Source organism: Nocardiopsis dassonvillei (assembly GCF_964273065.1).
GTDB lineage: Bacteria > Actinomycetota > Actinomycetes > Streptosporangiales > Streptosporangiaceae > Nocardiopsis > Nocardiopsis dassonvillei_B.
The window spans coordinates 5,127,414-5,149,715 of sequence record NZ_OZ186815.1; the positions used below are offsets into that span (position 1 = coordinate 5,127,414).

Annotated in this window: 16 protein-coding genes and 1 tRNA gene; 6 read left to right on the plus strand and 11 right to left on the minus strand. The window is 74.1% G+C overall.

Going from position 1 to position 22,302, the window contains the following annotated elements:
• Nucleotides 1–90: 90 nt before the first annotated feature.
• Genes ACSUPR_RS22965 through ACSUPR_RS22975 form a run of 3 tightly spaced genes read right to left on the minus strand, consistent with a single transcriptional unit; the run spans nt 91 to nt 4,681 of the window.
• Nucleotides 91–1,809, minus strand: a complete 1,719-nt coding sequence (locus tag ACSUPR_RS22965) for an ABC transporter ATP-binding protein (RefSeq protein ID WP_436886794.1) — start codon at nt 1,807–1,809, stop codon at nt 91–93.
• Nucleotides 1,806–3,701: an ABC transporter ATP-binding protein gene (locus ACSUPR_RS22970; protein WP_436886795.1), complete on the minus strand. Its 1,896-nt coding sequence runs from the start codon at nt 3,699–3,701 to the stop codon at nt 1,806–1,808. Before ACSUPR_RS22970 ends, ACSUPR_RS22965 begins: the two co-directional genes overlap by 4 nt.
• On the minus strand, nt 3,698–4,681 hold the full coding sequence (locus tag ACSUPR_RS22975; RefSeq protein ID WP_436886796.1) for an alpha/beta hydrolase: 984 nt from the start codon (nt 4,679–4,681) through the stop codon (nt 3,698–3,700). The genes ACSUPR_RS22970 and ACSUPR_RS22975 overlap by 4 nt, the downstream gene beginning before the upstream one ends.
• Nucleotides 4,682–4,743: 62 nt before the next feature.
• Between ACSUPR_RS22975 and ACSUPR_RS22980 the strand changes: the two genes are divergently transcribed.
• Nucleotides 4,744–5,292, plus strand: a complete 549-nt coding sequence (locus ACSUPR_RS22980) for a TetR/AcrR family transcriptional regulator (protein WP_436886797.1) — start codon at nt 4,744–4,746, stop codon at nt 5,290–5,292.
• Nucleotides 5,293–5,399: 107 nt separating this feature from the next.
• Here ACSUPR_RS22980 and ACSUPR_RS22985 read toward each other — a convergent pair whose 3' ends face one another.
• Nucleotides 5,400–5,999: a class I SAM-dependent methyltransferase gene (locus ACSUPR_RS22985; protein WP_436886799.1), complete on the minus strand. Its 600-nt coding sequence runs from the start codon at nt 5,997–5,999 to the stop codon at nt 5,400–5,402.
• A 272-nt stretch (nt 6,000–6,271) separates the two neighbouring features.
• Here ACSUPR_RS22985 and ACSUPR_RS22990 point away from each other — a divergent pair, with 272 nt between their 5' ends.
• Nucleotides 6,272–7,084: a class I SAM-dependent methyltransferase gene (locus ACSUPR_RS22990; protein WP_436886800.1), complete on the plus strand. Its 813-nt coding sequence runs from the start codon at nt 6,272–6,274 to the stop codon at nt 7,082–7,084.
• Nucleotides 7,085–7,761: 677 nt separating this feature from the next.
• Here ACSUPR_RS22990 and ACSUPR_RS22995 read toward each other — a convergent pair.
• The gene (locus tag ACSUPR_RS22995) at nt 7,762–8,337 is read right to left on the minus strand and encodes a snapalysin family zinc-dependent metalloprotease (protein WP_436886802.1); all 576 of its coding nucleotides are present in this window, start codon (nt 8,335–8,337) and stop codon (nt 7,762–7,764) included.
• A 162-nt stretch (nt 8,338–8,499) separates the two neighbouring features.
• Nucleotides 8,500–9,474: a helix-turn-helix transcriptional regulator gene (locus ACSUPR_RS23000; protein WP_436886804.1), complete on the minus strand. Its 975-nt coding sequence runs from the start codon at nt 9,472–9,474 to the stop codon at nt 8,500–8,502.
• Between the two features lie 212 nt (nt 9,475–9,686).
• Here ACSUPR_RS23000 and ACSUPR_RS23005 point away from each other — a divergent pair, with 212 nt between their 5' ends.
• Nucleotides 9,687–10,088 carry a RidA family protein gene (locus tag ACSUPR_RS23005; protein WP_436886806.1) on the plus strand — a complete coding sequence of 134 codons (402 nt, stop codon included), beginning with the start codon at nt 9,687–9,689 and terminating at the stop codon, nt 10,086–10,088.
• Between the two features lie 597 nt (nt 10,089–10,685).
• A complete protein-coding gene (locus ACSUPR_RS23010; protein WP_436886807.1) occupies nt 10,686–11,252 on the plus strand; it encodes a type I-E CRISPR-associated protein Cas6/Cse3/CasE in 567 nt (188 codons plus the stop codon).
• 601 nt (nt 11,253–11,853) lie between these two features.
• Here the strand turns inward: ACSUPR_RS23010 and ACSUPR_RS23015 are convergent.
• From ACSUPR_RS23015 to ACSUPR_RS23030, 4 genes are all read right to left on the minus strand, one after another.
• Nucleotides 11,854–12,705: a hypothetical protein gene (locus tag ACSUPR_RS23015; protein WP_436886808.1), complete on the minus strand. Its 852-nt coding sequence runs from the start codon at nt 12,703–12,705 to the stop codon at nt 11,854–11,856.
• Nucleotides 12,706–12,919: 214 nt separating this feature from the next.
• Entirely contained in the window at nt 12,920–13,621 is a 702-nt protein-coding gene (locus tag ACSUPR_RS23020; protein ID WP_436892105.1) for an AAA family ATPase, read from the minus strand.
• Between the two features lie 727 nt (nt 13,622–14,348).
• Entirely contained in the window at nt 14,349–16,382 is a 2,034-nt protein-coding gene (locus ACSUPR_RS23025; RefSeq protein WP_436886809.1) for a WD40 repeat domain-containing serine/threonine protein kinase, read from the minus strand.
• A 440-nt stretch (nt 16,383–16,822) separates the two neighbouring features.
• A tRNA-Arg gene (locus tag ACSUPR_RS23030) sits at nt 16,823–16,898 on the minus strand.
• 480 nt (nt 16,899–17,378) lie between these two features.
• On the opposite strand from ACSUPR_RS23030, the gene ACSUPR_RS23035 reads away from it, so the two are divergent.
• Nucleotides 17,379–18,248: a cobalamin biosynthesis protein gene (locus ACSUPR_RS23035; protein WP_436892106.1), complete on the plus strand. Its 870-nt coding sequence runs from the start codon at nt 17,379–17,381 to the stop codon at nt 18,246–18,248.
• A 48-nt stretch (nt 18,249–18,296) separates the two neighbouring features.
• Here ACSUPR_RS23035 and ACSUPR_RS23040 read toward each other — a convergent pair whose 3' ends face one another.
• On the minus strand, nt 18,297–18,818 hold the full coding sequence (locus ACSUPR_RS23040) for a hypothetical protein (protein WP_436886810.1): 522 nt from the start codon (nt 18,816–18,818) through the stop codon (nt 18,297–18,299).
• A 316-nt stretch (nt 18,819–19,134) separates the two neighbouring features.
• Between ACSUPR_RS23040 and ACSUPR_RS23045 the strand changes: the two genes are divergently transcribed.
• On the plus strand, nt 19,135–22,068 hold the full coding sequence (locus ACSUPR_RS23045; protein ID WP_436886811.1) for a penicillin acylase family protein: 2,934 nt from the start codon (nt 19,135–19,137) through the stop codon (nt 22,066–22,068).
• Nucleotides 22,069–22,302 lie beyond the last annotated feature (234 nt).

A 22,302-nucleotide genomic window follows, 5' to 3' on the forward strand; every position in this document is an offset into this window, starting at 1 on the left:
GCCCCGGTCGCCGGGGAGGGCGCGGGGCGGCGGGACACGGCCGGACCCCGGCGCGCCCCGCCCCCGCTCCGCCCCCGCCCCGCTTCCGGTTCACCCGCCGCCGACCGCGTCCGCTCCGGAGATCCGCCAGAAGTCGGCGTAGCGGCCGCCGCGCCGCAGCAGCTCCTCGTGGTCGCCCTCCTCCACGATCCGCCCCCCGTCCAGGAAGACGATGCGGTCCGCGTTCCGGACGGTGCGCAGCCGGTGCGCCACCATCACCACCGTCCGCCCCTCCAGCAGCCGCTCGATCCCCTCGTGGACCGCCGCCTCGTTCACCGGATCCAGTGCGGAGGTCACCTCGTCGAGCAGGACGACCGGCGCGTCCTTGAGCAGCGCCCGTGCGATCGACACCCGCTGGCGCTCACCGCCCGACAGCAGCGCGCCGCCCTCACCGACCTCGGTCGCCCAGCCGTCGGGCAGCCGCTCGACCACCTCGTCCAGCCGGGCCGCCGCCGCGGCCGCCCGCACCTGTGCCGTGTCCGCGTCGGGGCGGCCCAGCCGCACGTTCTCCTCGATCGTCCCGGCGAAGAGGTGGACGTCCTGGAAGACGACGGCGATCCGCTCCATCAGCACCTCCGTGGCGATGGACCGCACGTCCGCACCGCCCAGGCGCACCGCACCCCCGTCCACGTCGTGGAACCGCGCCACCAGGTGCAGCAGCGTGCTCTTGCCCGCTCCCGACGGCCCGACGACGGCGAGTCGCCGCCCCGCCGGCACGGACAGTGAAACGCCGTCGACCACCGGCCGCCCGCCGTGCCCGAAGACCACGGAGTCGAACTCCAGGCCGTGCCCCCGGGGCCGGACCGGCTCCCGGGGCTCGGGCAGCGGCCCGGTGCGCAGCACCGCGTCGAGCCGGGCCAGTTCGGCCCGCGCGGCCCGGATCCGTCCGCCGATGTCCGCCAGCGACAGCACCGGATCGGCGCAGCGGGCCGCCAGTACCAGGAGCGCCAGCACCTCGGCCGCGCCGAGGTCCCCGCCGAGCGCCAGGTGGGCGCCCAGGGCCAGCACCGCCGTGAACACCGCCTGGACGGTGAGCGCCAGGCCCACGACACCGGGCAGGGCCGACACCAGTGAGCGGTGGGACGCGCGCCGGATCCCCCGCAGTGCCTCGTCCAGCGCCCGGAACCGCTCGGTGCCCCGGCCCCCGGCCCGCAGCACCGGCTGGGCCCGGAGGTACTCGATGACCCGCCCGGTCGCCTCGCGGTCCCGGTCGGCGCGTTCGGCGTCGGCGGCGGCCAGCGCCCGCCCGGTCCCGGCCTGGACCGCCGCCACGACCGGGGCGGCGACCGCCGCGGCGAGCCCCATCCGCCAGTCGAAGGCGAGCATCACGGCGACGATCGCCAACGGCGTCGCGCAGGCGGTGACGAACGGCGCCAGCAGGTGTGCGATCACGCCCATCGCCTGCAGGACGCCCCGCCCCGCCAGCCCGGAGACCTCGCCGACCCGGTCCTGTGTGTACCAGCCGACGGGCAACCGGGCGAGGTGGTCGCCGAGCCGGCGGTACACCCCGCGCAGCAGTGTGGTCCCGGCCCGGAACCCGGACAGGTCGGCCAGGTAGCGCAGGACCGCGTACCCGGCGACCGCGGCGCCGAACGCGGCCAGCCAGGGCAGGGCGCCGCCGGGATCCTCCCCGAACAGCGCCCGCAGCACCGGGACCAGCAGGGCGCAGGACAGGCCCTCGGCCACGGCGGCGGCCGCCATCAGGACGACGGTGCGCCGCACCGGTCGGGCGTACTCGTGCCCCAGCACGCGCAGCAGCATCCGGATCATCGCGCTTCGCCTCTTTCCCCGGTGCCGCCCGGTGCCCGCCCGCCCGGGGCGGCCGGCTCCCCGGCGGTCGTTCGGTGGGATCTCCAGAACTCGGCGAACCTGCCGCCCGGTGCCCGCAGGAGGTCGGCGGGAGCGCCGCGCTCGACGACCTCCCCGCCCTCCAGCATCACGACGGTGTCGGCGTCGGCGACCGTCTCCATGCGGTGCGCGATGACCAGGACGGTGCGCCCGCTCCCGGGCGCCATCAGGGTCCGGCGCACCGCCCGCTCGGTCCGCGGGTCGGCGAACGAGGTCGCCTCGTCGAGCACCAGGACGGGGGTGTCGGCGAGCAGCGCGCGGGCGACCGCGATCCGCTGGGCCTCTCCGCCCGACGGTTCGGCCTCCTCGCCCAGCACCGTGTCGTATCCGCGCGGCAGGGCGAGGACGCGCTCGTGCACGTCCGCCGCCTCGGCTGCGCGCACCACGGCCGCACGGTCGGCGTGCGGTACCGCCAGGGCGATGTTGTCCGCGACCGAGGCGCGCAGCAGGCGGGTGTCCTGGAAGACGAAGGAGACCTTGCGGTACAGCTCCCGGCCGTCGATCTCCCGAAGGTCGACCCCGCCCAGGGACACAGATCCGCCGGTCGGGTCGAAGAACCGGGGCAGCAGCCGGACCAGCGTGGACTTGCCGCCGCCCGAGGGGCCGACGACCGCGGTGACCGTCCCCGGTTCGAGCACCAGGTCGACGCCCCGCAGCACCTCGCGGCCGTCCCCGTAGTCGAACCGGACCCCTCGCAGCTCCACCCGGTGGCCCCGGGGCGCGACCGGGCGTGCGGGCTCGGGGAGCGGCGGCACCGCCAGCACCTCCCGGATCCGGCCGAGCGCGCGCCGGGCGGTCTGCACGTCGTCGAAGCCGTGGCCCAGGGCCGCCACGGGGGCGACCAGGCCGGGTCCGAGCAGCAGGAAGGGCGGCAGGTCGGCGGGGGCCATGCCGCCCGCCGTGATCAGCGCGGTCCCGCCGGCGAGCACGGCCAGCAGCACGAACGGCGGTGACAGCACCAGCTGCATGCCCGCCGCGACCACGGACAGGTTGCGCACCATGCGGAAGAACGAGGCGGTGAAGTCGTCCACGGCGCGGAGGAACCCGCGGTGGGCGCGCTCCTCGCCGCCGAACACCTTGACCACCGCGATGCCCTGGACGAACTCCACGGCGGAGTTCGCGATCCTGCCCTGGGCGGCGTCGAACTCCTCCTGCTCGCGCAGCCGGGCGGGGGTCATCATCAGCGGTACCAGCGCCACCGCCAGCACCACCGGAACCAGGGTGACCAGGGTGAGCCGCCAGTCGACGGTGAACAGGTAGGCCAGCGCCGCCAGCGGCACCGCGAACGCGGAGACGAGCTCACCGGGGGTGTGGGCGATGAACGGGTGCACGGCGCCCACGTCCTCGCCGACCACCTTGGCCAGCTCGCCGGTCCGGCGCCGGGAGAGCCAGCCGATCGGCGCCCGCCCCAGCCGGGCGGCCAGGCTCCGGCGCAGGTCCAGCTGGAGTCGGACGTCCACCAGGTGCCCGATCCCGGACGACGCGGCGGTGCACAGCAGTCGGACGAACATCCCGGCCGCGCCCGAGACCACGGCGTTCCGGACGTGTTCGGGGTCCGGCGGGCCCGGGGACAGCAGGGCCCGGCCCAGCTCGACCACCGCCAGCAGGGGGGCCAGTCCGGCGAGTGCACCGACGACCTGGAGGACGACCACCGCGGTGAAACCGCCCAGGTAGGGGCGCAGGAGCCCGTCCGGGCCCCGGATCGCGGACGGTCCGCCACCCGTGGACGCTCCGCCGTCCGCGGCCGGACCGGGGGAGGGGGCGGGCGGCGGAGCGGATCCCCCGCCCGCCCCGCTGAGGCCGGTGGCGGTCATCGCTCCCGTACCTCCGCCCGTGGCGCTGCGGGGTGCAGCAGGCCGCGCAGGAAGCCGAGGATCTCGCGGCCCGCGGGCCGGGCGGCCGGGACCAGGCCGGGCATGCTGACGAAGCCGTGCACGGCCCGCGGGCAGCTGAGCAGGCGGGCGTCGGTGCCTGCGGCGCGGAGCCGTTCGGCGTAGCGGCGGCCGTGGTCGCCGAGGGGGTCCAGCGCCCCGGTGACGACCAGGGCCGGCGGCAGGTCCGACAGGTCTCCGGCCAGCAGCGGGGACACGTTGCGCGGGTCCAGGCCCGGCGGCACGCTCAACCGGGCCGCGGTGCGCCACTCGGACAGGGAGAGCCCGGGCTGTCCCGTGTTGGCGGCGACGGAGGGGTAGGACTCCCTGGTGTCGGTCCAGTCGGTGACCGGGTAGGTCAGCACCTGGGCGCGCAGCGACGGGCCGTCCGCGCGTGAGCGCAGGGCCAGGAGTGCGGCGATGGTGCCCCCGGCGCTCTCGCCCAGGACGGCGACGGCCGCGGGGTCGACGCCCCAGGCGGCGTGGTCGTCGAGGATCCGGTCGAGGACGTCGTAGCCGTCCTCGACCGGCGCGGGCAGAGGGTGTTCGGGGGCGAGGCGGTAGTCCACCCCCACGACCACCGCCGGGCACCGGGCGGCCAGGCGGCTGTTGATCCAGTCGTTCTGCGCGGCGGTGCCGACGAGGAAGCCCCCGCCGTGGAACGACAGGATCAGCGGCAGCCGCGGCCCGGCGTTCTTCGGCCGGTGCACGCGCAGGGTCAGGCGGCGGCCCGGCAGGTGGAGGGTGCGCTCCCCGACGCGGGCGCGGGGGTCGGGGAACCCGGTGACCACGCGCAGTGCGCGCGAGGCCCGCAGGCGGTTGGTCCGGTGCCGCGCGGCGATCACCTGCTCGTCGGTGAACGCCTCCCAGTCGGTGCTGCTCCTGGCGAGGATGCGGGTGCCCAGGGGGGCTCGTCCGCTCATGGCATGTCCTCTCGTCAATTACGCTACTTCGAGTAGCGTAATTGGCAAGATAGCCTGACCCCGTGCAGAAATCCACTCCGGCCGGACGTCCTCGCTCGGACCTGAACGCGACCGTCTTCGCGGCCACCCTGGACTCGGTGCGGGAACTGGGCTACGCGGGTGCCACGATGGACCGCATCGCGGCCGCGGCGGGGGTCGCCAAGACGACGCTCTACCGCCGGTGGCCATCCAAGGGCGCGCTGATCGTGGACTGCCTGCTCGACGCGATCGGCGTGGTGCCGCTGGAGGGTGACACCCGGGACGCGATGCTGGAGACGGCCGTCCGCTGGGCCGCCGCCAAGATCGGCGAGCCCGGGGTGGGCGCCGCGTTCGCAGGGGTGTTCAGCGAGGCCATCAACGATCCGGGCCTGCGCGAGATCCTGACCGCTCGTTTCCAGGCGCCCTACCTCGCCGTACTCCGGGAGGCGCTGAACGAGCCGGAGCAGAGGATCCTGCTCATCGTCGACGTGATCGCGGGGACCCTGCTCCACCGCCTGGGCATCAGCGGCCGGCCGATGGTCGAGGCCGACGTGGAGGAGCTGATCAGGATGGTGCAGGGGGCCCTGGGCTGAGGGCACGGGCGGGGGCGCGGCCCGGAGTGCCCGGGCGGATCAGGGGAGGCGGCGGGGGACGGTACCCGGCCGGTGCGCTCCTCACCCGCTCCGCCGACCGGTCTCCGTCAGGCGGCGGCGCGGCGGAACCGGTACCACTTCGGCGAGGTCCGGTTCATCGGCCACCCCAGGCCGGCGGGGTCGGCGTCCTCCGCCGAGAGGAGGTCCCACCCCGGGAACGCCGCCTCGACCTCCGCCTGCGACACCCCCTCGACGAGCCGCCGGTACCTGGACGGTCCGAAGGCGAGCATCAGCAGGACGGCCCCGGGTGCCGCCAGCTCAGTCACGCCCCGCCCCTCCGCGGCCCGCTGCTCCGGTTCCAGACCCTGGAAGCAGCCGATGTCGAGGAAGAGGTCGAACGCGCCCAGCCCGGCCGCGGGCAGGTCGGTCACGTCCCCGACGACGTAGGTGATCTCCGCCGGTCCCCTCTTCCGGGCGGCCTCGACCGCCTCCGGCACGAAGTCGACGCCCACCGCCTCCCAGCCGCGCCGGGCCAGCTCGGGGGTGAACTGGCCGCGGCCGCATCCCAGGTCCAGGGCCCGCCCGGGCCCGTCCGGGCGCTGCTTGGTCTCGCGGTCGAGCAGACCGCCCAGCTGCGCTCCGCCCGCGGCGCCGTAACGTTCCCACGGGGTGAATCCGAGTCGGTACATCCGCGCGTATTTCGTCATGCCCCCACGGTAGGTCGGCCTTCCGGAGGACCGCCGTCGCCCCCGCCCTTCGGTTCCGCCGGTCCCGGAGCAGGGCGAACGCGGCGGCGCGGTCCCCTGTCGTCCCCGCCGCCACGGCCCCGGCGGCCCGGTCCGGTGGCGCGGTCCCCGCTCCGCGGCGGCCGGCCCGGGCGCGGATCCGGCGGCCCGCTCCCGGGGTGCGCCCGCCGTGCCGGACTCGGACCCGGACCGGCCCCTGACGGGAACCGACCCCCTGACGAAAGAGGAAGCGCATGTCCGAGGAACACCGGAACGTCGACGACGACGAGGGGGGCGGGATGCCGCAGATGACCCCGGAGGCCTTCGACGCCCGGTTCACGGCCCAGGCCGGGAGTCCGCTGCTCACCGCTCTGTGGGCGCGGGCCTGGGGAGAGCAGTACCCGAGCGAGGTCGGGCCCTCCAGCGGCTGCCCCTGGCGGCTTCTCGGGACCATGGTCGCGGTGCTGCGCCCCGCGCCCGGTTCCACGGTGGTCGACCTCGGCTGCGGCCTGGGCGGCCCGGGCCTGTGGCTGGGCTGGGCGACCGGTGCCCGCCTGGTCGGCGTCGACTGGTCGGCGGCGGCCCTGGAGATCGCCCGGAACCGGGCGCCCGCCTGGCTGCCGCCCGGCCGCGCCGAGTTCCACCGGGGCACCTTCGCCGACACCGGGCTGCCCGAGGGCCTCGCCGACACGGTGATCAGCGTCGACGCGCTGGCCCTGGCCCCCGACCCGGACGCCGCCCTGCGGGAGGTGCGGCGCCTCCTGCGCCCGGGCGGCCGGCTGCTCTTCACCGCCGCCGAACCGACCGGGGCTCTGGGCGACGACGGTGCCTCGACGTGGTCCGGTCCCCTGCTCTCGGCAGGTCTTCTTCCGGGACCGCGCCACGAGCTTCCCGGTGAGAGGGAGGCGTGGGGCGGGCTCTACGCCTCCATCCGCCGCCACGAACCGGAACTGCGCGCCGAGATGGGCGATCGGGCGACGGACACGCTGCTCGCCGAGGCCGCCGTGGTCGAACCCCACCTGGGCGACCTCTCCTGGGGGGCGATCGAGGCGACCGCTCCGGCCTGACCGGGCGGGGCCGGCAGGGCACCGCGCGGGCGGGGTGCCGGCCTGGGGCGCGGGCGGGCGCTGACTCGGGGAGGCGCCTGCCCGCGGCGGAGTCCGCGCGCACGGAAGCCGAAGAACCGCAGGCCGCCGACGACGGCCCCGGCCTGGATCTCCGGCAGGGTCCACGCGTGCGAGGAGTGGTCGTCGCACGCCACGCCCCGCGCTCGAGCAGCGGCGCGACCATGCGGTGGACCTCGGCGGTGCCGTCGATGCGACCGGAGACGTCCACCACCTGGAGAGCCCAGGAGGGGTGGAGCCCGAGAGCGGTGTCGACGGCCGCCACCTCCTCGGGCTCCCAGCCGTGGAAGAGCCGGCCCGTCTCCTCGTCGTCGACGTCCACGTCGAGCCCCTCCCACAGGCCCCGGGGACCGCCGGGTGCGGGCCGGTGCCGGTCGGGCGCCGCGAGGACCTCGGCCCGTCGGGCGGTGGGGAACACGAACACGGTGCGCATGGCCGGCCTGCAGGACGGTGCCGGCCCGCGGCCCGGCCGTGCCGCCTCACCGCGGGCGCGCCCCGGCCGCCGGGCCCGCACGCCCCGAGCAGGCCCGAATCGACCGGGCCCGCCCGGCCGCCCCGGCGCCGACCCGTGGATGCGGGCCGGCGCCGAAGGCCGTGGGCTGCGGAGCCGGTGCGCCCGGTCAGGCGCGGTCGACCAGGATCTGCCCGTCGGTGGCGCGCTGACCGGCCAGGCCGCCGCCGTAGTTGGCCTCGACCCGCGAGCGCTCGGAGGCGTTGGGGTAGGCGTTGGTGCAGCTCACGCCGCCGGTGGAGCCCGACATGAGCGACGAGCACGGTCCGGGCTTGGCGTCGGGCAGGCCCAGGCTGTGGCCGAGCTCGTGCGCGGCGATGCGCACCGCGTTGTAGCCCGCCGCGGTGCCCTGACGGCCCATCCAGACGGTGACCTGCCCGCCCGGGCGCACCGGCCCCAGGTGGGCGCGGGGCCAGCCGTCGTCGGCGATGACGCGGATCTCGGCGCGCCGCCCGGCGGGGACCGGCTCCAGGCGGACGTTGGAGACGCTGGAGTTCCACACGTTCACGGCCGCGCGGACGGCGGAGGTGTACTCCGCCGCCTGCCCGGTGTCGTAGTACAGGACGGTCTGGCGCAGCGGCTGCACCGGTTCCGCGGGCGCGGCGGTGGCCGGTGCCGCGCCCACCAGCGTCAGGGCCAGTGCGCTCAGCGCGATCAGGAGGGGGGTGAGGATACGTCTCAGCATGCGGGGGCTCCCGGGGGTAGGGGTGCTGATGTGATCGGTGACCCGGTGGGGTCGGGGCGATGCTATGCGTAGTTGCGTACCGCCACAAGGAGTGCAGAACGGTCGATCATGGCGCTGTGCACCGACCTGGTCCTCCCGGGTGAGCGCCCGCCCGGAAGCCCCTCAGGGTGAGGCCCCGTAGCGGGCGGCGACCGCGGCGGCGCGGTCGCGCAGGGAGGTGCGCAGCCACTGCGGGGCCAGCGCCTCCGCGTCCGTGCCGAGCTGCCACAGCGCCCACTCGGCGTGCCGGGCGTCCTGGAAGGCCGCCTCCAGCCGCAGCCGCCCGTCCGCTCCGGCCTCTTCGGAGAACACGGCCACCGCGGTGCCCGCCAGCTCCTCCCGCCGCGCCGGATCCACCAGCACCAGCGCGGTGACCAGGTCGCCGCCGGTCCGGAACCGAGTGCCGCGCTCCTGCCAGACCCGGCCCAGGTCGACCCGGTCCGGCCGCCGGGCGGGCTCGTCGAGCTCCTCCGCCGCCGAGATCCGGGACAGCCGGTAGGTGCGGTCCTCACCCGACCTCACCGCCAACAGGTAGCCCCGCTCGCGTACGGTGACCAGGCCGACCGGATCCACGGTGCGCCATGCCGGGGGCCGGTCCGCGGCGGCGTAGCGGATGCGCAGCCGGTGCCCGGCGAGCACCGCGCGGCGGACCTCGGCCATGACGGCGTCCGGTGCCTCCTCGGCGGCCACCCGGCGCGCGAGCAGGTCGGTCTCGGGGTCGATGAGCAACCGCTCGGCCACACCGGCCGCGGCGCCCCGGTGGCTTTCGGGCAGCGCGTCGATCACCTTGAGCATGGCCGAGGCGAGTGCCGAGCCCAGGCCGAACGTCTGCGCGCCGCGCCGCGACCCGGCGATCAGCAGGGCCAGCGCCTCGTCGTGGTTCAGCCCGGTGAGCTCGGTCCTGAAACCGGGCAGCAGCGCGAAACCGCCGTGCCTGCCGCGTTCGGCGTAGACCGGCACCCCGGCCGCGGACAGCGCCTCGACGTCGCGGAGCACGGTGCGGGTCGACACCTCCAGCTCACGGGCCAGCGTCGCCGCGGACAGCCGGCCGCGCTGGCGCAGCAGCAGCACCAGGGAGACCAACCGATCAGCGCGCATGGCAGGAATCTACCGATAAACACGACACAGGGTGTCGTGATTCGTTGGGAGGCTCTCCCCACCGCACACGGGAGGTCGTCCGACGGCCCGGTCGAACCGACCGGACCTCCGGTCCTCCCGTGTCACCCGGGGCGGAACCCTCATCGGCCGCACCCGGCCCCTCCGGGCGCCGGGGACCCCGGTTCAAGACACCTACGACCCCAAGGACCCCCATGACGCACGCCATCGTCAATCCGGACGGCCTGCACGACCCGGTCCCGTTCGGCTACAGCCACACCGCCGCGATCCCCGCGGGCGCGGAACTGGTGCTCATCGCGGGCCAGTACGGCTCGGACCCGGACGGCGCGGTCGTCTCGGCCGATTTCGCCGAGCAGGTGAAGCGGACCTTCCACAACATCGGTGTCGCCCTCGCCGCCCACGGGCTCGGGTTCGAGCACGTCGTCCAGCTCAGGACGTACGTGGTGAACCACGACGTCGACAGGCTCGGGCCGATCGCCGGGGCCGTGCGGGAGCTCTGGGGCACGGAACCGCCCGCGCAGACCCTCGTCGGTGTCGCGGCCCTGGCCGCGCCCGACGTGCTGTTCGAGGTCGAGGCACTCGCGGTCCGACCCTGACCCCCGGCCGCCGGGCCGGGCCGCGCGGCCCGGCCCGGTGGAGCCCGCCGCCCCGTCACCCGCCCGGACCCGGTCCCGTGCACGGTGCCTACGCGGGGACGACGCCCCTGCCCCCGCCGGACCTCCATGGCCGCGAACACGGCCCCGGGCACAGGCAGGCCCACCACGGCCCGGGCACCGCAGGCCCGTTGCCCGGTGTCCGCCTCGGCGCCCTGCCCCTCCCGCCCCGGGCCCCGGCGGATGGGGCCGGGCGCGGGCCGACGGCGGTCGCCTCCCGCGCCGCCCCCTCCGGCCGGGGCCCGGACGGGGCGGAGGACCGTCCACCGTTCCGGCCACCCGCCTCACCGGCAGGAGGCCGGGCGGGCACCACCGGGGACCCCCGCCCGGCGCGCACCCCGGCGGGAGAGCGCGGCACAGGCAGGCCGATCCCGTTTCCCGGCGGCCCCGGACCACCCCGCGGACGGCACGTTCGCACACCGGGCCGATACGGGTCGCGGCGCCTCGTACAGTGAGAACTCCACCTCGGGCGGGGGAGACCCCCGACGGCCCGTGGCCGAACACGAGCCCCGCTCCCGCGGGACACCCTGGAGGAGATCCTTGTACCTGGCCCGCATCAACCTCGACCCCCAGCGCAGCACCGGCATGGACCAGTGGGAGGCCATGGGGCGGGCCGTACGCAGAGCGGTCGACCCCGACCCCGCCTCCGACGCCCGGGTGCTGTGGGCACGCACCTCGCCGAGCACACTGGTGGTCAGCTCCGACACCGCCCCCGCCTGGGGGAAGATCCCCGGCGCGACCTCCGCCGCGATCCACCCGATGCCGCGTTACACCGAGGGCGAGAGCATCCGCTGGGAGCTCATCACGGCGCCCACCGCGCAGCGCGGGGCAGGCGACGCGGAGGGGAGCCCGCGCCCGCGCGGCAAGCGGGTCCCCGTGCCGGAGGAGGGGTTCGGGGACTGGCTGGACGCCAAGCTCGCGGGCGCGGTGGACGTCACCTCGGCGAAGTGGAAGCGCCTGGGCGGCAGGCCCGCCCGGTACCACTTCACGGGGGAGGCCGTGGTCCGGGACAGCGACGCGCTCCAGGACCTGTGCCTGAACGGCATCGGCGCGGGCACGGCCACGGGAGCCGGGCTGCTCCTCGCCAGCCCCCTGGCCCCGCAGTAGACAGGTCCCTCCACCCGGGGGCCGCGGCCCCACAGCCCTCCCATCGGTCGGGGCGGGCCCGTTCGCCCCCGGGCCCTGCCGCGTCCCGGCGGCCCGTGGTCCGCGGCCCGCCAAGAGGCCCCGGACGGGGCGCCCCTCATGTTCCGCCGCCCTGCCTCCACCGCCACCGAGGCCCGGGAACAGACGACGGAGTCGGCCGAGCCGTCCCTGCTCGCCCGGGAACCGACACTGCGGCCTTTCACGGACACCCCCGATCCGAGGGGGCGGGGCCGTTCAAGGTCGGCGGTGCACCGTCGTGGGCACAGGAGCCCGAGCCCTACCGGTGCGCCTGTGGCGCCGTGCCGGTGTACCTCTGCCGGATACCGGAGAACACGAAGTTCGCCACCCGCCCTGGAGCGCCGGAGCAGCCCGACGGCATCGCCGACGACGCCTGTGTGCTGTTCCCGGGCAACGAGGTCTACCTGTTGGCCTGCCCGGACCACTGCGACCCGGCGGCGGTCCGGCCGGTGAACCGGAACCGGGGCTCTCCGGCTCAAGGTCTCCCGGCCGCGAGCGGCCCGCCGGGAAACGGCCGTGGGCTGTTCCGGGAGCTGTGGCGCATCTATTGCATGACCGTGCGGTGGGGGTGTGCCAGGGACTTCTGACAGACGTGGACGCCGAGCGAGTACCCGCGGCCGATGACGAGCCCCTCCAGGCCGCCCGCCTCCATGCTCTGGATCTGGAACAGGTACTCCGTGGGGGATCCGCAGTCGCATTCGACGGGGAAGGCATCGGTCAGGCTCCACCGCTGGAACCCGCCGAGCTTCATGCCGCGCCGGTGGGCGACGTCGTAGAAGTAGCTGGGTTTGGGGATCACATGCCCGGTCTGGGGAACGTCGTCCTCCCATTCCCGGATGCGTTCGGCGAGTTCTTCGGGGAGTTCCTCGTCGGTGGGGTAGTCGGTGATCTCCTCGATGGCGAGCGCGCAGGGAGGCAGCTCGTAGTGCCGGTCCCAGGTGTGCGGGCGGGGCTGTTCCCGCAGGGGGGAGAGCCCTTCGAGGCTCTGGCGGAGGCGCAGGGTGAGCCAGGGGGTGTGGCCGTGGCCGTCCGCGTCCGGTGGTTCGGGGTGGTCGTTGGGGCACCACAGGACGTGCAGCAGTTCTGCGTTGCCGGGAAGGGAGTGCCCTTCGGGGAGGTCGCGTGCGAAGAGCTGGAGCACCGGGTGCAGGGCGACGGGCTCCTCGGGCCGCTCCTCGGCCGATCCGTCGGTGAGGCTGAAGGTGTGGTGGATGAGGTCGCAGGTGGGCCAGGGCTCGTCGGAGGGCCACAGGAGCGGGCCGCCGACGGAGCTGTCCTGCGGCCTCGGGTCCGCCAGATGGGGGTGGAGCAGGAGGGCGGGGGCGCCGTACCGGTGCAGCTCCGGGAAGGCGTCGAGGAGTCGGGCGCGCTTGGCGGCGGGGGTCTCATGGGACATGGGGGAGCCTTGCTCGTGGAGGTCGCCTCGGTCCGGGAAGACCAGCGCCGGTCGGTGACAGCCCTGTTCGGCAGAGGGTCCCGTCCCGCCCGGCCGGGAGGCGGTCGGCCGCACAGGCCCTTCTGCGCGGACTCCGGTTGCGGGAGAGGGCGCGATCCGTGCTGATGAGAGCGCTGGTGGATAGGTGCGGCCGCCCCGAGGCAGCGCGACCCGGTCACGGGGCGGCAGAGTGCTCCGGAGGCGGGGACCACCTTACCCGGGGACTCGCGCCGGGGAGCACACATGGAGCACCCGGGGGACCGAAACGGATCCAGGCCAGCTCCTGTGCCCGGCGCCGGTCGAGTGCGAGCAGAGTGCGCGCGCCCGGCGCGAACGCCGCCGGACCGTGCCGGATGGCCGCGCGCAGACGTCGCCAGCGCCGCGAATGCGCCCGGTGGCTGCGCTCGGTCACCCGCCTCCCCCGGGAGTCCTGCCCGTTCCGGGCCTCCTGCGGAGTGGCGTCGATCATCAGCACGTGCATCTCGTACCGGCGGAGCCGGCAGAGCAGGGCGAGCAGCACGCGGACCGGGCTCCGGGTCCCGCACTCGTGCAGCACCACCGGGCCGCCGCGCAGCGCCGCGGCCATCCGGACCAGGTGCAGGACGTGCACCACCCAGCGCCACAGCGGGTAGGGGATCCGACCGAGCAGCGGTCCCAGCCGGTAGCGCGACTGCAGCGAGTCGACCACCCGCACGCCCTCCGCGGTGAGCACGGTCCGCTGCTCGTCCCCGCGGAGCCCGAACAGCCGCCGCAGGAGGGTGCTCTTCCCGGCCCCGGGTACCCCGGCGACCAGGACCAGGGACCGCCGGGGATAGACCAGGCCGCGCACCGTCGCGCCATTCACGGTGGGCACATACCGTGTCGGCCCCTGGAACATCTTCGGTAGCTCCTCAAAGCCGACCCCGCCGGTGAGACGCGGCTCTGCGGCGGCCACGTCACCCATGTCATGAAGCTACCGGGCACCGACGACTCCGGAAAACGCAGGCGACCCCAGGATCCGCGCCACCCTGCGGGCGGAGTCGAACACCGCGGTGCGTGAGGGACCGCCGGCCCCGGCCCCGTGCAGGGGTCGCGCTCGGAGGACGGCCCGGGGTTCCCGGCCGGTGGTGTGGACGGTGGAGCAGACCTGTACCTTCCTGCACCACGCGAGGAGGTGCACGCGGCTGTCCCCGATGCTCCACCCCATCGCCGTCAAGGGGCTGCGCCGTGGTGAGGCGGTGGGGCCGCCCTGGGCCGACACCCGGCTCGTGGACGGACAGACCGGCATCCGCCTCCAGGTCGTCCGGCCCGCTCGGGAGACGAGCACCGTGGGAGCCGACACGATCAGGATCCTGGAGGTGCAGGGGGTTCCAGAACGAGCAGTGCCTCCGAGCCGGGCCTCCTGGACGGACAGCGGGCCGGTGTTCTCCCGCCAGGACGGGGCGGGCCGGCATCCGGGGCAGGTCGGTGGCCGGTTCCGTCGCATCACCGAAGCGGTAGGGCGGGTTCACTCCGCCCGGCCTGGGGCCTCCTCGCGCGCGGAGCCGGTCGGCCGCCGGATCAAAGGCTCCCTGGGGCAGGGCCCGTTTCCTCGGGGCCGGTTCGAGACTCGGTACATCCGATGCTCAGCCCACGTTCCACAGCCGTGCGGTGCCGTCGGCACCACCGGTGGCGAGGGTGGTGCCGTTGGGGCTGAAGGCCACTGATCGGACGGCTCCGTTGTGGCCGGTGAGTGTGGTGATGTGTTCTCCGGTGTCGGCGTTCCACAGTCGTGCGGTGTGGTCGGCACCGCCGGTGGCGAGGGTGGTGCCGTTGGGGCTGAAGGCCACTGATTGGACGGCTCCGTTGTGGCCGGTGAGTGTGGTGATGTGTTCTCCGGTGTCGGCGTTCCACAGTCGTGCGGTGCCGTCGGCACCGCCGGTGGCGAGAAGGGCGCCCTCAGGGCTGAACGCGACGGCCCACACGTTGTCCATGTGGCCGGTGAGTGTGGCGAGGTGCTCGCCGGTGTCGGCGTTCCACAGTCGTGCGGTGTGGTCGGTGCTGCCGGTGGCGAGGGTGGTGCTGTCGGGGCTGAAGGCCACTGATTGGACGGCTCCGTTGTGGCCGGTGAGTGTGGTGATGTGTTCTCCGGTGTCGGCGTTCCACAGTCGTGCGGTGCCATCGGTGCCGCCGGTGGCGAGGGCGGCGCCGTCAGGGCTGAACGCCACCGAATACACGTAGCTCTGGTGGTCGGTGAGGGTGGAGATTTCTCCGGCGCCCACGTCCCACAAGCGTGCCGCACCATTATCGTTGCCGCCGCCGGTGGCGAGAGCGGCTCCGTCGGGACTGAATGACACGGATTCCACATAGTCGTTGTGGGTGAGGGTGGTGAGGTGTTCTCCGGTGTCCACATCCCATAGGCGCGCAGTGCCGTTTCTTTCGCCGCCGCCGGTGGCGAGGGTGGTCCCGTCGGGACTGAACGCCACTGTATGCACGACACCGCCATGCCTGGCGAGAGTCAGCCTGCCGGGTGTGAACGTGTTCCACAGGAACACGGCGAGAACGGTGAAGACGGCTGTTGTCGCCAGGAGCCCGACCATCCAGAGCTTCGCGTTCGACTTCCGGGGTTCGGTGTCGGGGGACGGTCCCTGGGGGGAGGCGGGTATTCGGGACTGGGGCAGGCCGTTCCCGTCGCGGATATGGGTGGGTTCCTGGATCTCGCTGGAGAGCACGGGGCCGACCGGTTCGGTGGCGGGGTAGGGGCTCCGTGCCGGTCCGGCCTGTGCTCGGAGCGGAGTCTCCGTAGGTGATGGAGGGGCGCTCATCGGTGCGGAGCGGATTTCCGTATCGGTGTCGAATGAGGGCCAGGAGTCGTGGAGGTCGACTTTCTCGAACCGCGTCAGTATTCGTTCGGGTGTGGGCCGCCGGTCGGGGTCGTGGTTCCAGCACTCGATGACGAGGGCCCCCAGGTCCGGGTCGAACTCCCCGGGATGCGGGGGCGGGCTGATGAGGCGGCGCAGGGTCTCGGCCATGGTGGCCCCCTGGAAGGGGTTGGTGCCGGTGGCGGCGTAGGCGAGCACGGTGCCGAGGGAGAACATGTCCGAGGCCGGGCCCACGCGGGAGCCCTCGGTCTGTTCGGGGGACATGTAGGGCAGGGTGCCGAAGACCGCGCCGCGGGTGGTCATGCTGTCGGCGTCCAGGGGGCGGGCGATGCCGAAGTCGATGATGCGGGGGCCGTCATCGGCCAGGATGATGTTGGCCGGTTTGAGGTCGCGGTGGACCAGGCCGCAGGCGTGGATGGCCTGCAGGCCCTCGGCCAGTCCCGTGGCCAGGACGTAGAGGGCGGGCGGGGTGATGGGGCCGTACTCGCGGACCGCCTGTCCCAGGCTGGGGCCGGGGATGTGGGCGGTGGCGATCCACGGAGCGTCGGCGTCGGGGTCGGCGTCCACGACCTGGGCGGTGTGGAAGCCGCCGACCCTGCGGGCGGCGTCGGCCTCACGCGCGAACCGGGCACGGAAGCCCTCTTGCCCGGTGAGGTCGGGGCGGATGACCTTGACGACCAGGCGGCGCCCGGAGGGGGTGCGTGCGAGGTAGACCTGGCCCATGCCGCCGGCGCCCAGACGCGAGACGAGGTGGTAGGGGCCGATGCGGGGCGGGTCGGTGGGGCGGAGGGATTCCACGGGGTTGCTTTCATGACGGGGTTCGGGGGTCGTGCTGTTCGGGGAGGCGGGGCAGTGCCTCTCCAGGGAGCGGCGGAGCCGGCTCGATGGGCGGTCGGCATGCCGGGCGACCGTGTGCCGGGGTCGCGGGCCCTGTGTTCGCTCCGTCTGATTGTGGTGCGTCGGGCCCCGTGGGGTAAGAGGCTCCACTGAGTGTCCGCATTCGGCCGGTGGGCTGCCACCGGCGGGGACGGACCGGGGATGACCGGTGGTGCGGCGGCTGTGGGGCGTCGGTGAGCGGACACGGGACCATCCCAGGCAAGCCGTACGGGGGACGGCAGAGTGCTCCGGAGGTGGGGGCGCCTTGTACGGGGACTTGTACTGGGGAGCACGCAGGGGCCCGGAACGCGGTGAGGACCTCTTGCGAGGTCCTCGTGTAACCCCTGTGAACTGGGGTTTTGTGGCGCACCCGGCAGGATTCGAACCTGCGGCCATCGGATTAGAAGTCCGGTGCTCTATCCACTGAGCTACGGGTGCTCGGTTCAATTGTGGACCGCGGTGGCGGGTCGTGACCACGTTGTGACCCGGGGTGCGGCCGGGGTGGTGCGGGAGGGCTCCGGTCGAGCGGTCGGCTCGCGGCGCGGTCTCCCGGGCAGACATTCTAGGGTATTTGGAAGATCTCGCCCACAGGTGGGCAAAGCCTCACCAACTACGGTGATTCGTAGTTGACACTCGTTACCACGCGCGCTCTGTCAAACCGGTCGCTATGGGCCTCGCGCACCACGTTACCGGTGATTAACCCCCGGTGTGCCGCAGCCCCGCTGGTGTTTCGCGAACTCCCGGTGCCCCCTGGTCAGAAGTGCCACCATTGTCCGATGAGAACGGCTGTCCAGGCCAGGACGTACATCGGAAATCCTCACTCTCCGTAACTACAAGTGCCTATATATCACTCTGCGTAGCCATCTGGAGTGTGTCGGATCCCGGAGTCGCTACCGTGGTGCGGTGCGATCTCGAGGAATGGCGGCGGGCTACCTGCTGGACCTGCTGGTGCGTGACCCCCGGAGGGGGCACCCCGTGGCGGTGTTCGGGCGTGCCGCGGGCTGGTGGGAACGGCGTGTGTACCGGGACTCGGCGGTCGCCGGCGCGGCGTTCACCGCCGGGGCCGTCCTGCCGGCGGCCGGGCTGGGGCTCCTGGCCGGGCGGGGCGGGGAGTCCGCGACCGCCGCGGTCACCTGGGCGGTGCTGGGCGGCTCCATGCTGTGCCGGGAGGCGGAGGGGGTGGCCCGGGCCCTGGAGGACGGGGACCTGGAGCTGGCCCGGGAACTGCTGCCGCGGCTGTGCGGGCGGAACCCGGAGGGGCTGGGGGAGCGGGAGATCGCGCGGGCCGTCGTGGAGTCGGTCGCCGAGAACACCTCCGACGCCGTGGTCGGCCCCCTGGTGTGGGGTGCGCTGGCGGGGACCGCCGGACTCGCCGGCTTCCGGGCGGTGAACACGCTGGACGCCATGGTCGGCCACCGGAACGCGCGGTACCGCAGGTTCGGTGCGCCCGCGGCCCGGCTGGACGACCTGGCCGGCTGGGCGCCCGCACGCCTCACCGCGCTGCTCGCGGTCGCCGCGGCGCCCCTGGTCGGCGGGGACGCCGGTCGGGCGTGGCGGGTGTGGCGGCGGGACGGGGACCGGCACCCCAGTCCGAACGCCGGGCAGTGCGAGGCCGCGTTCGCCGGGGCGCTCGGGCTGTCCCTGGGCGGGGCCAACGTCTACGGGGAGCGGGTGGAGTCACGTCCCGTCATGGGCGACGGGCCGCCGCCGCGGGTCGCGGACATCCGGCGGGCCGTCCGGCTGTCCCGGGCGGTGGGCGCGGGTGCGCTGGCGGTGACCGCCCTGTGAGGCGGTCCGGTCGCGGCCCGGCGCCCCGGGGGCCGGGCCGCGACCGGCTCAGGCGGCGAGGCTGCGGGCGTAGTTGACCTGCTGGTTGACCTGCGCGGACAGCCCGGCGTAGGAGGCGGGGATGGAGGCCGCGTGGTAGTGGCCGTGGCCCTGCACGGTGACCTGGACGTGTCCGCTGGTCTTCTCTTCCTTGACCAGCAGGAAGAGCAGGCCGAGCAGGCAGGTCCACCAGAACACCAGGAGCGCCACGATGATGGCCCAGACCGGCGTGGAGCGCTCGGTGCGGGTCATGTCGGTGACGGTCCACACCGTTCCCCGGATCGGGAAGCGCCCTCCGGGGGTGATGACGGTGTTCTGGGTGATGGCGATGTCCCCGATGGTGCTGAGCACGGGCTCGTCCGAGGAGCCGGGTGTGGGGCCGGCGGGGACGGGGGCGTAACCACCGGTCGGGCCGCCGTAGGGCTCCAGCGCCCCGTGCCCGTCGGAGGGGTTCCACGCGGACGGGTCGTGCGGCGGCTGCTGGTGCGGCTGCTGCCAGGGGTCGCCCTCGGGGGAGGAGTAAGGGTTCATGCGCTGATTGTGTCAAAGCGCGGGGGTCCGCGGAACGCGATCCCGGCCCCGACCTCGGCGGGGAGGGAGTACGCGGCCTGGCCGGATGTGGCCACTTCCGCGAGGGTGCGGACCGTCCGTGACGGCGCCTGTTCGGCGGGTCGCCCCGCGTTCGCCCTGGATGTGGTGTGGGTCACTTTAAACATGCCGTTCGCGGGAGGGGCGGGCCGGTGCGGCGTCGGGGGCGGCGCTCAAACGTGAATCTCTTTCGCGATTTACCTACCCGTACGTAACATGCCGCTGAACCATCGCCCGCACCCCCAGGTGGTGACAGCACATGCCCCCTTCTCCCCCCACTCTCGGAAGGCGGTTGCGCGCCGGTGCCTCCGGTGTCGCTCTGGCGGTCGCGGCCGCCACCGTCGCGGCGCTCCCGGCGGCGCCCGCCCTCGCCGAACCCGTCCCCGACTACTGCGCGCCCGCGGGATGCCACGACATCCTCCCGCCGGGCCAGAACGGCAGCGCGACCCTCGTCGAGATCCTCGGGCACCAGGCCTTCGGGACCCGCCCCCGTTTCTCGTCCAGCCAGCTGGACATGTACGACAACCTCGTCCACCACTACGACGGCCTCACCGAGGACGGACTCGACGACTTCTTCCTCGACGCGACCTTCGGCGTGGCCGAGGGCGACGTGGGCCGCCGCTACAAGCCGCGCTCCGACGTCACGATCACCCGCGACCGCCACCACGGCATCCCCCACATCGAGGGGACCACCCGCGAGGGCACCATGTTCGGCGCCGGATACGCGGCCGCCGAGGACCGGCTCTTCCTCATGGACGTGCTGCGCCGGGTCGGCCGCGGCGAGCTCACCTCCTTCGCGGGGGGCGCCGAGGGCAACCGGGGCCTGGAACAGGACCTGTGGCGCACCGCGCCCTACACCGAGGAGGACAAGCAGGCGCAGGTCGACCGGGTCGCCGCCGCCGGCGGGCGCGGGGAACAGGCCCTGGCCGACGTCGAGGACTACCTCGAAGGCGTCAACTCCTACATCGGCCGGGCCGACCGCGGCCGCTACTTCCCCGGCGAGTACGTCCTGACCGGGCACAAGGACGCCATCACCAACGCGGGTGAGATCGAGCCCTTCACCGTCACCGACGTCGTCGGCATCGCCGCCATGGTCGGCGGCATCTTCGGCGGAGGCGGTGGCGGGGAGGTCCAGTCCGCCATCGTCCTGGCCAACTTCCAGGACCGCTACGGCGCCGAGGAGGGCCTGGCCCTCTGGCAGGACTGGCGCATGGAGAACGACCCCGAGGCCCTGGTCAGCGTCCCCGGCGAGTTCCCCTACAGCGGCACCCCCGACGACCCGGTGGGCGAGGTCCGCCCCGACCCGGGCTCGGTGGAGTACTACGACATCGTCCACGACGAGCACGGCTCGGCGGCCTCCGGACAGGCGGCCGAACCCACCGGACCCTCCGCCGCCACCACGGCCGGGCCCGACGGGGCGGAGGAGCTCACGGTCGAGGACCTCACCCGGGAGCAGCAGGAGGAGCTCGACACCATGGTGGAGGAGGGCGACCTCTCCGCCGCCGAGGGCGTGTTCAACGAAGGGGTGCTGCCCGAGGGCCTGCTCGACCCGCACGGGATGTCCAACGCCCTGCTCGTCTCCGGAGAGCACACCGAGAGCGGCAATCCGGTGGCCGTCATGGGACCGCAGACCGCCTACTTCTCACCCCAGCTGCTCCTGCTCCAGGAGCTCCAGGGGCCGGGCATCAGCGCCCGCGGCGCCTCCTTCGCCGGGGTGAGCTTCTACGTCCAGATGGGACGCGGCGTCGACTACGCCTGGAGCGCCACCTCGGCGGGCCAGGACCTCACCGACACCTTCGCCGTGCACCTGTGCGAGACCGACGGGTCCGAGCCCACCACCGCCTCGCGCGCCTACGTCGACTCCTCCGGGGACTGCACCCCCTTCGAGGAGCTGAGCGTCACCAACGAGTGGAAGCCCACCGTCGCCGACGGCACCCCGGCGGGCGGCTACACGCTCACCTCGCTGCGGTCCGAGTACGGGCTGGTGCAGTCGTTCGCGACGGCGGACGGGGTCCCGGTCGCGTTCACCTCGCTGCGCTCCACCTACATGCACGAGGTGGACTCCATCATCGGGTTCCAGCGCTTCAACGACCCCGACGAGATCACCTCGGCGGAGGCGTTCATCGACGCCGCCGGGGACATCGGATACGCGTTCAACTGGCACTACGTGGACGACGAGGACATCGCGTTCATCAACTCCGGCGCCAACCCGCAGCGGAACCCGGGCACCAACCCCAACCTGCCGATCGACCCCTACTCGGACGCCGGCTGGACCGACTGGGACCCGCAGGGCAACGACGTCCCCCACATCCCCAAGAGCGAGCACCCGCAGGCGGTGAACCCCGACTACATCGTCAACTGGAACAACAAGCCCGCGCAGGGGTACACCTCGGGCTGGTCCACCGGCTCGGTCCACCGAGGCGACCTGCTGGACACCCGGGTGTCGGCGCTCGTCGCGGACGGGCACCGGTTCACCACCGCGAGCCTGACCCGGGTGATGATGGAGGCCGGTACCACCGACCTGCGCGCCCAGGAGGTACTGCCGCTGCTGCTGGAGGTCATCGACTCCGAGGAGGTCACCGACCCCGCGCTGGCGTCGGCGGTCGAGGGCCTGCGGCAGTGGAACGCGGCGGGGTCCCAGCGCCGCGAGCCCTTCCGCGACGCCGGGTACTACTCCTACGCCGACTCCATCCGGATCCTGGACGCCTGGTGGCCGCTCCTGGTCCGGGCCCAGTTCGAACCCGAGCTGGGCGGGGACCTGTACACCGAGCTGACCCGGGCCGCCCAGATCGACGAGTCGCCCTCGGGCAACATCGGCGGCGGCACACCCGGCAGCGTGAACCAGGGGCAGCCCCACCGCGGCTCCGCCTTCCAGTACGGCTGGTGGTCGTACGTGGACAAGGACCTGCGCACCGTCCTGGGCCACGACGTCGAGGGACCGCTCGGCGACGGCGCCTACTGCGGCGGCGGCGACCTGTCGGAGTGCCGCACGGTCCTGCTCGACACCCTCGCCGAGGCCGTGGCCACCCCGGCGGGCGACGTCTACCCGGGTGACGCCCACTGCGCCGTCGGGGCACAGCTGTGCGCCGACACGGTGATCCACCAGTCGGTGGGCGGTATCAACATGTGGCCGATCGCCTGGCAGAACCGGCCCACCTACCAGCTCGTCTACCAGTTCTCCGGCGGACGGTAGCGACGGGCGGCGCGGTCCCCGGCGGCCCTGAGCGGGTGCCTCCGGGGGCCGCGCCGTGTCCGGGGCCGGGCCGGACGCCGGGACATCCGGGCACCGGAACCCCGCGCGGGGTTCCGGATCCTCCGGGGATCGCCGGAGCCGACCGGAACCGGGATACGAAATCCCCGTACTCGCAAGCGGATCGTGTGGTTTGTCAGGCTCGGGTGGGTAGCAAAGGAGTACCCGGAACACGAA

Bases quoted from the DNA above. Each gene is read 5' to 3' on its own strand.
- ACSUPR_RS22975 (WP_436886796.1), bottom strand. From the start codon at position 4,681: ATGAGCGGACGAGCCCCCCTGGGCACCCGCATCCTCGCCAGGAGCAGC.
- ACSUPR_RS23000 (WP_436886804.1), bottom strand. From the start codon at position 9,474: ATGCGCGCTGATCGGTTGGTCTCCCTGGTGCTGCTGCTGCGCCAGCGC.
- ACSUPR_RS23005 (WP_436886806.1), top strand. From the start codon at position 9,687: ATGACGCACGCCATCGTCAATCCGGACGGCCTGCACGACCCGGTCCCG.
- ACSUPR_RS23020 (WP_436892105.1), bottom strand. From the start codon at position 13,621: ATGTTCCAGGGGCCGACACGGTATGTGCCCACCGTGAATGGCGCGACG.
- ACSUPR_RS23045 (WP_436886811.1), top strand. From the start codon at position 19,135: ATGCCCCCTTCTCCCCCCACTCTCGGAAGGCGGTTGCGCGCCGGTGCC.
- ACSUPR_RS22965 (WP_436886794.1), bottom strand. From the start codon at position 1,809: ATGATCCGGATGCTGCTGCGCGTGCTGGGGCACGAGTACGCCCGACCG.
- ACSUPR_RS23035 (WP_436892106.1), top strand. From the start codon at position 17,379: ATGGCGGCGGGCTACCTGCTGGACCTGCTGGTGCGTGACCCCCGGAGG.
- ACSUPR_RS22985 (WP_436886799.1), bottom strand. From the start codon at position 5,999: ATGACGAAATACGCGCGGATGTACCGACTCGGATTCACCCCGTGGGAA.
- ACSUPR_RS22970 (WP_436886795.1), bottom strand. From the start codon at position 3,701: ATGACCGCCACCGGCCTCAGCGGGGCGGGCGGGGGATCCGCTCCGCCG.
- ACSUPR_RS22995 (WP_436886802.1), bottom strand. From the start codon at position 8,337: ATGCTGAGACGTATCCTCACCCCCCTCCTGATCGCGCTGAGCGCACTG.
- ACSUPR_RS23015 (WP_436886808.1), bottom strand. From the start codon at position 12,705: ATGTCCCATGAGACCCCCGCCGCCAAGCGCGCCCGACTCCTCGACGCC.
- ACSUPR_RS22990 (WP_436886800.1), top strand. From the start codon at position 6,272: ATGTCCGAGGAACACCGGAACGTCGACGACGACGAGGGGGGCGGGATG.
- ACSUPR_RS23040 (WP_436886810.1), bottom strand. From the start codon at position 18,818: ATGAACCCTTACTCCTCCCCCGAGGGCGACCCCTGGCAGCAGCCGCAC.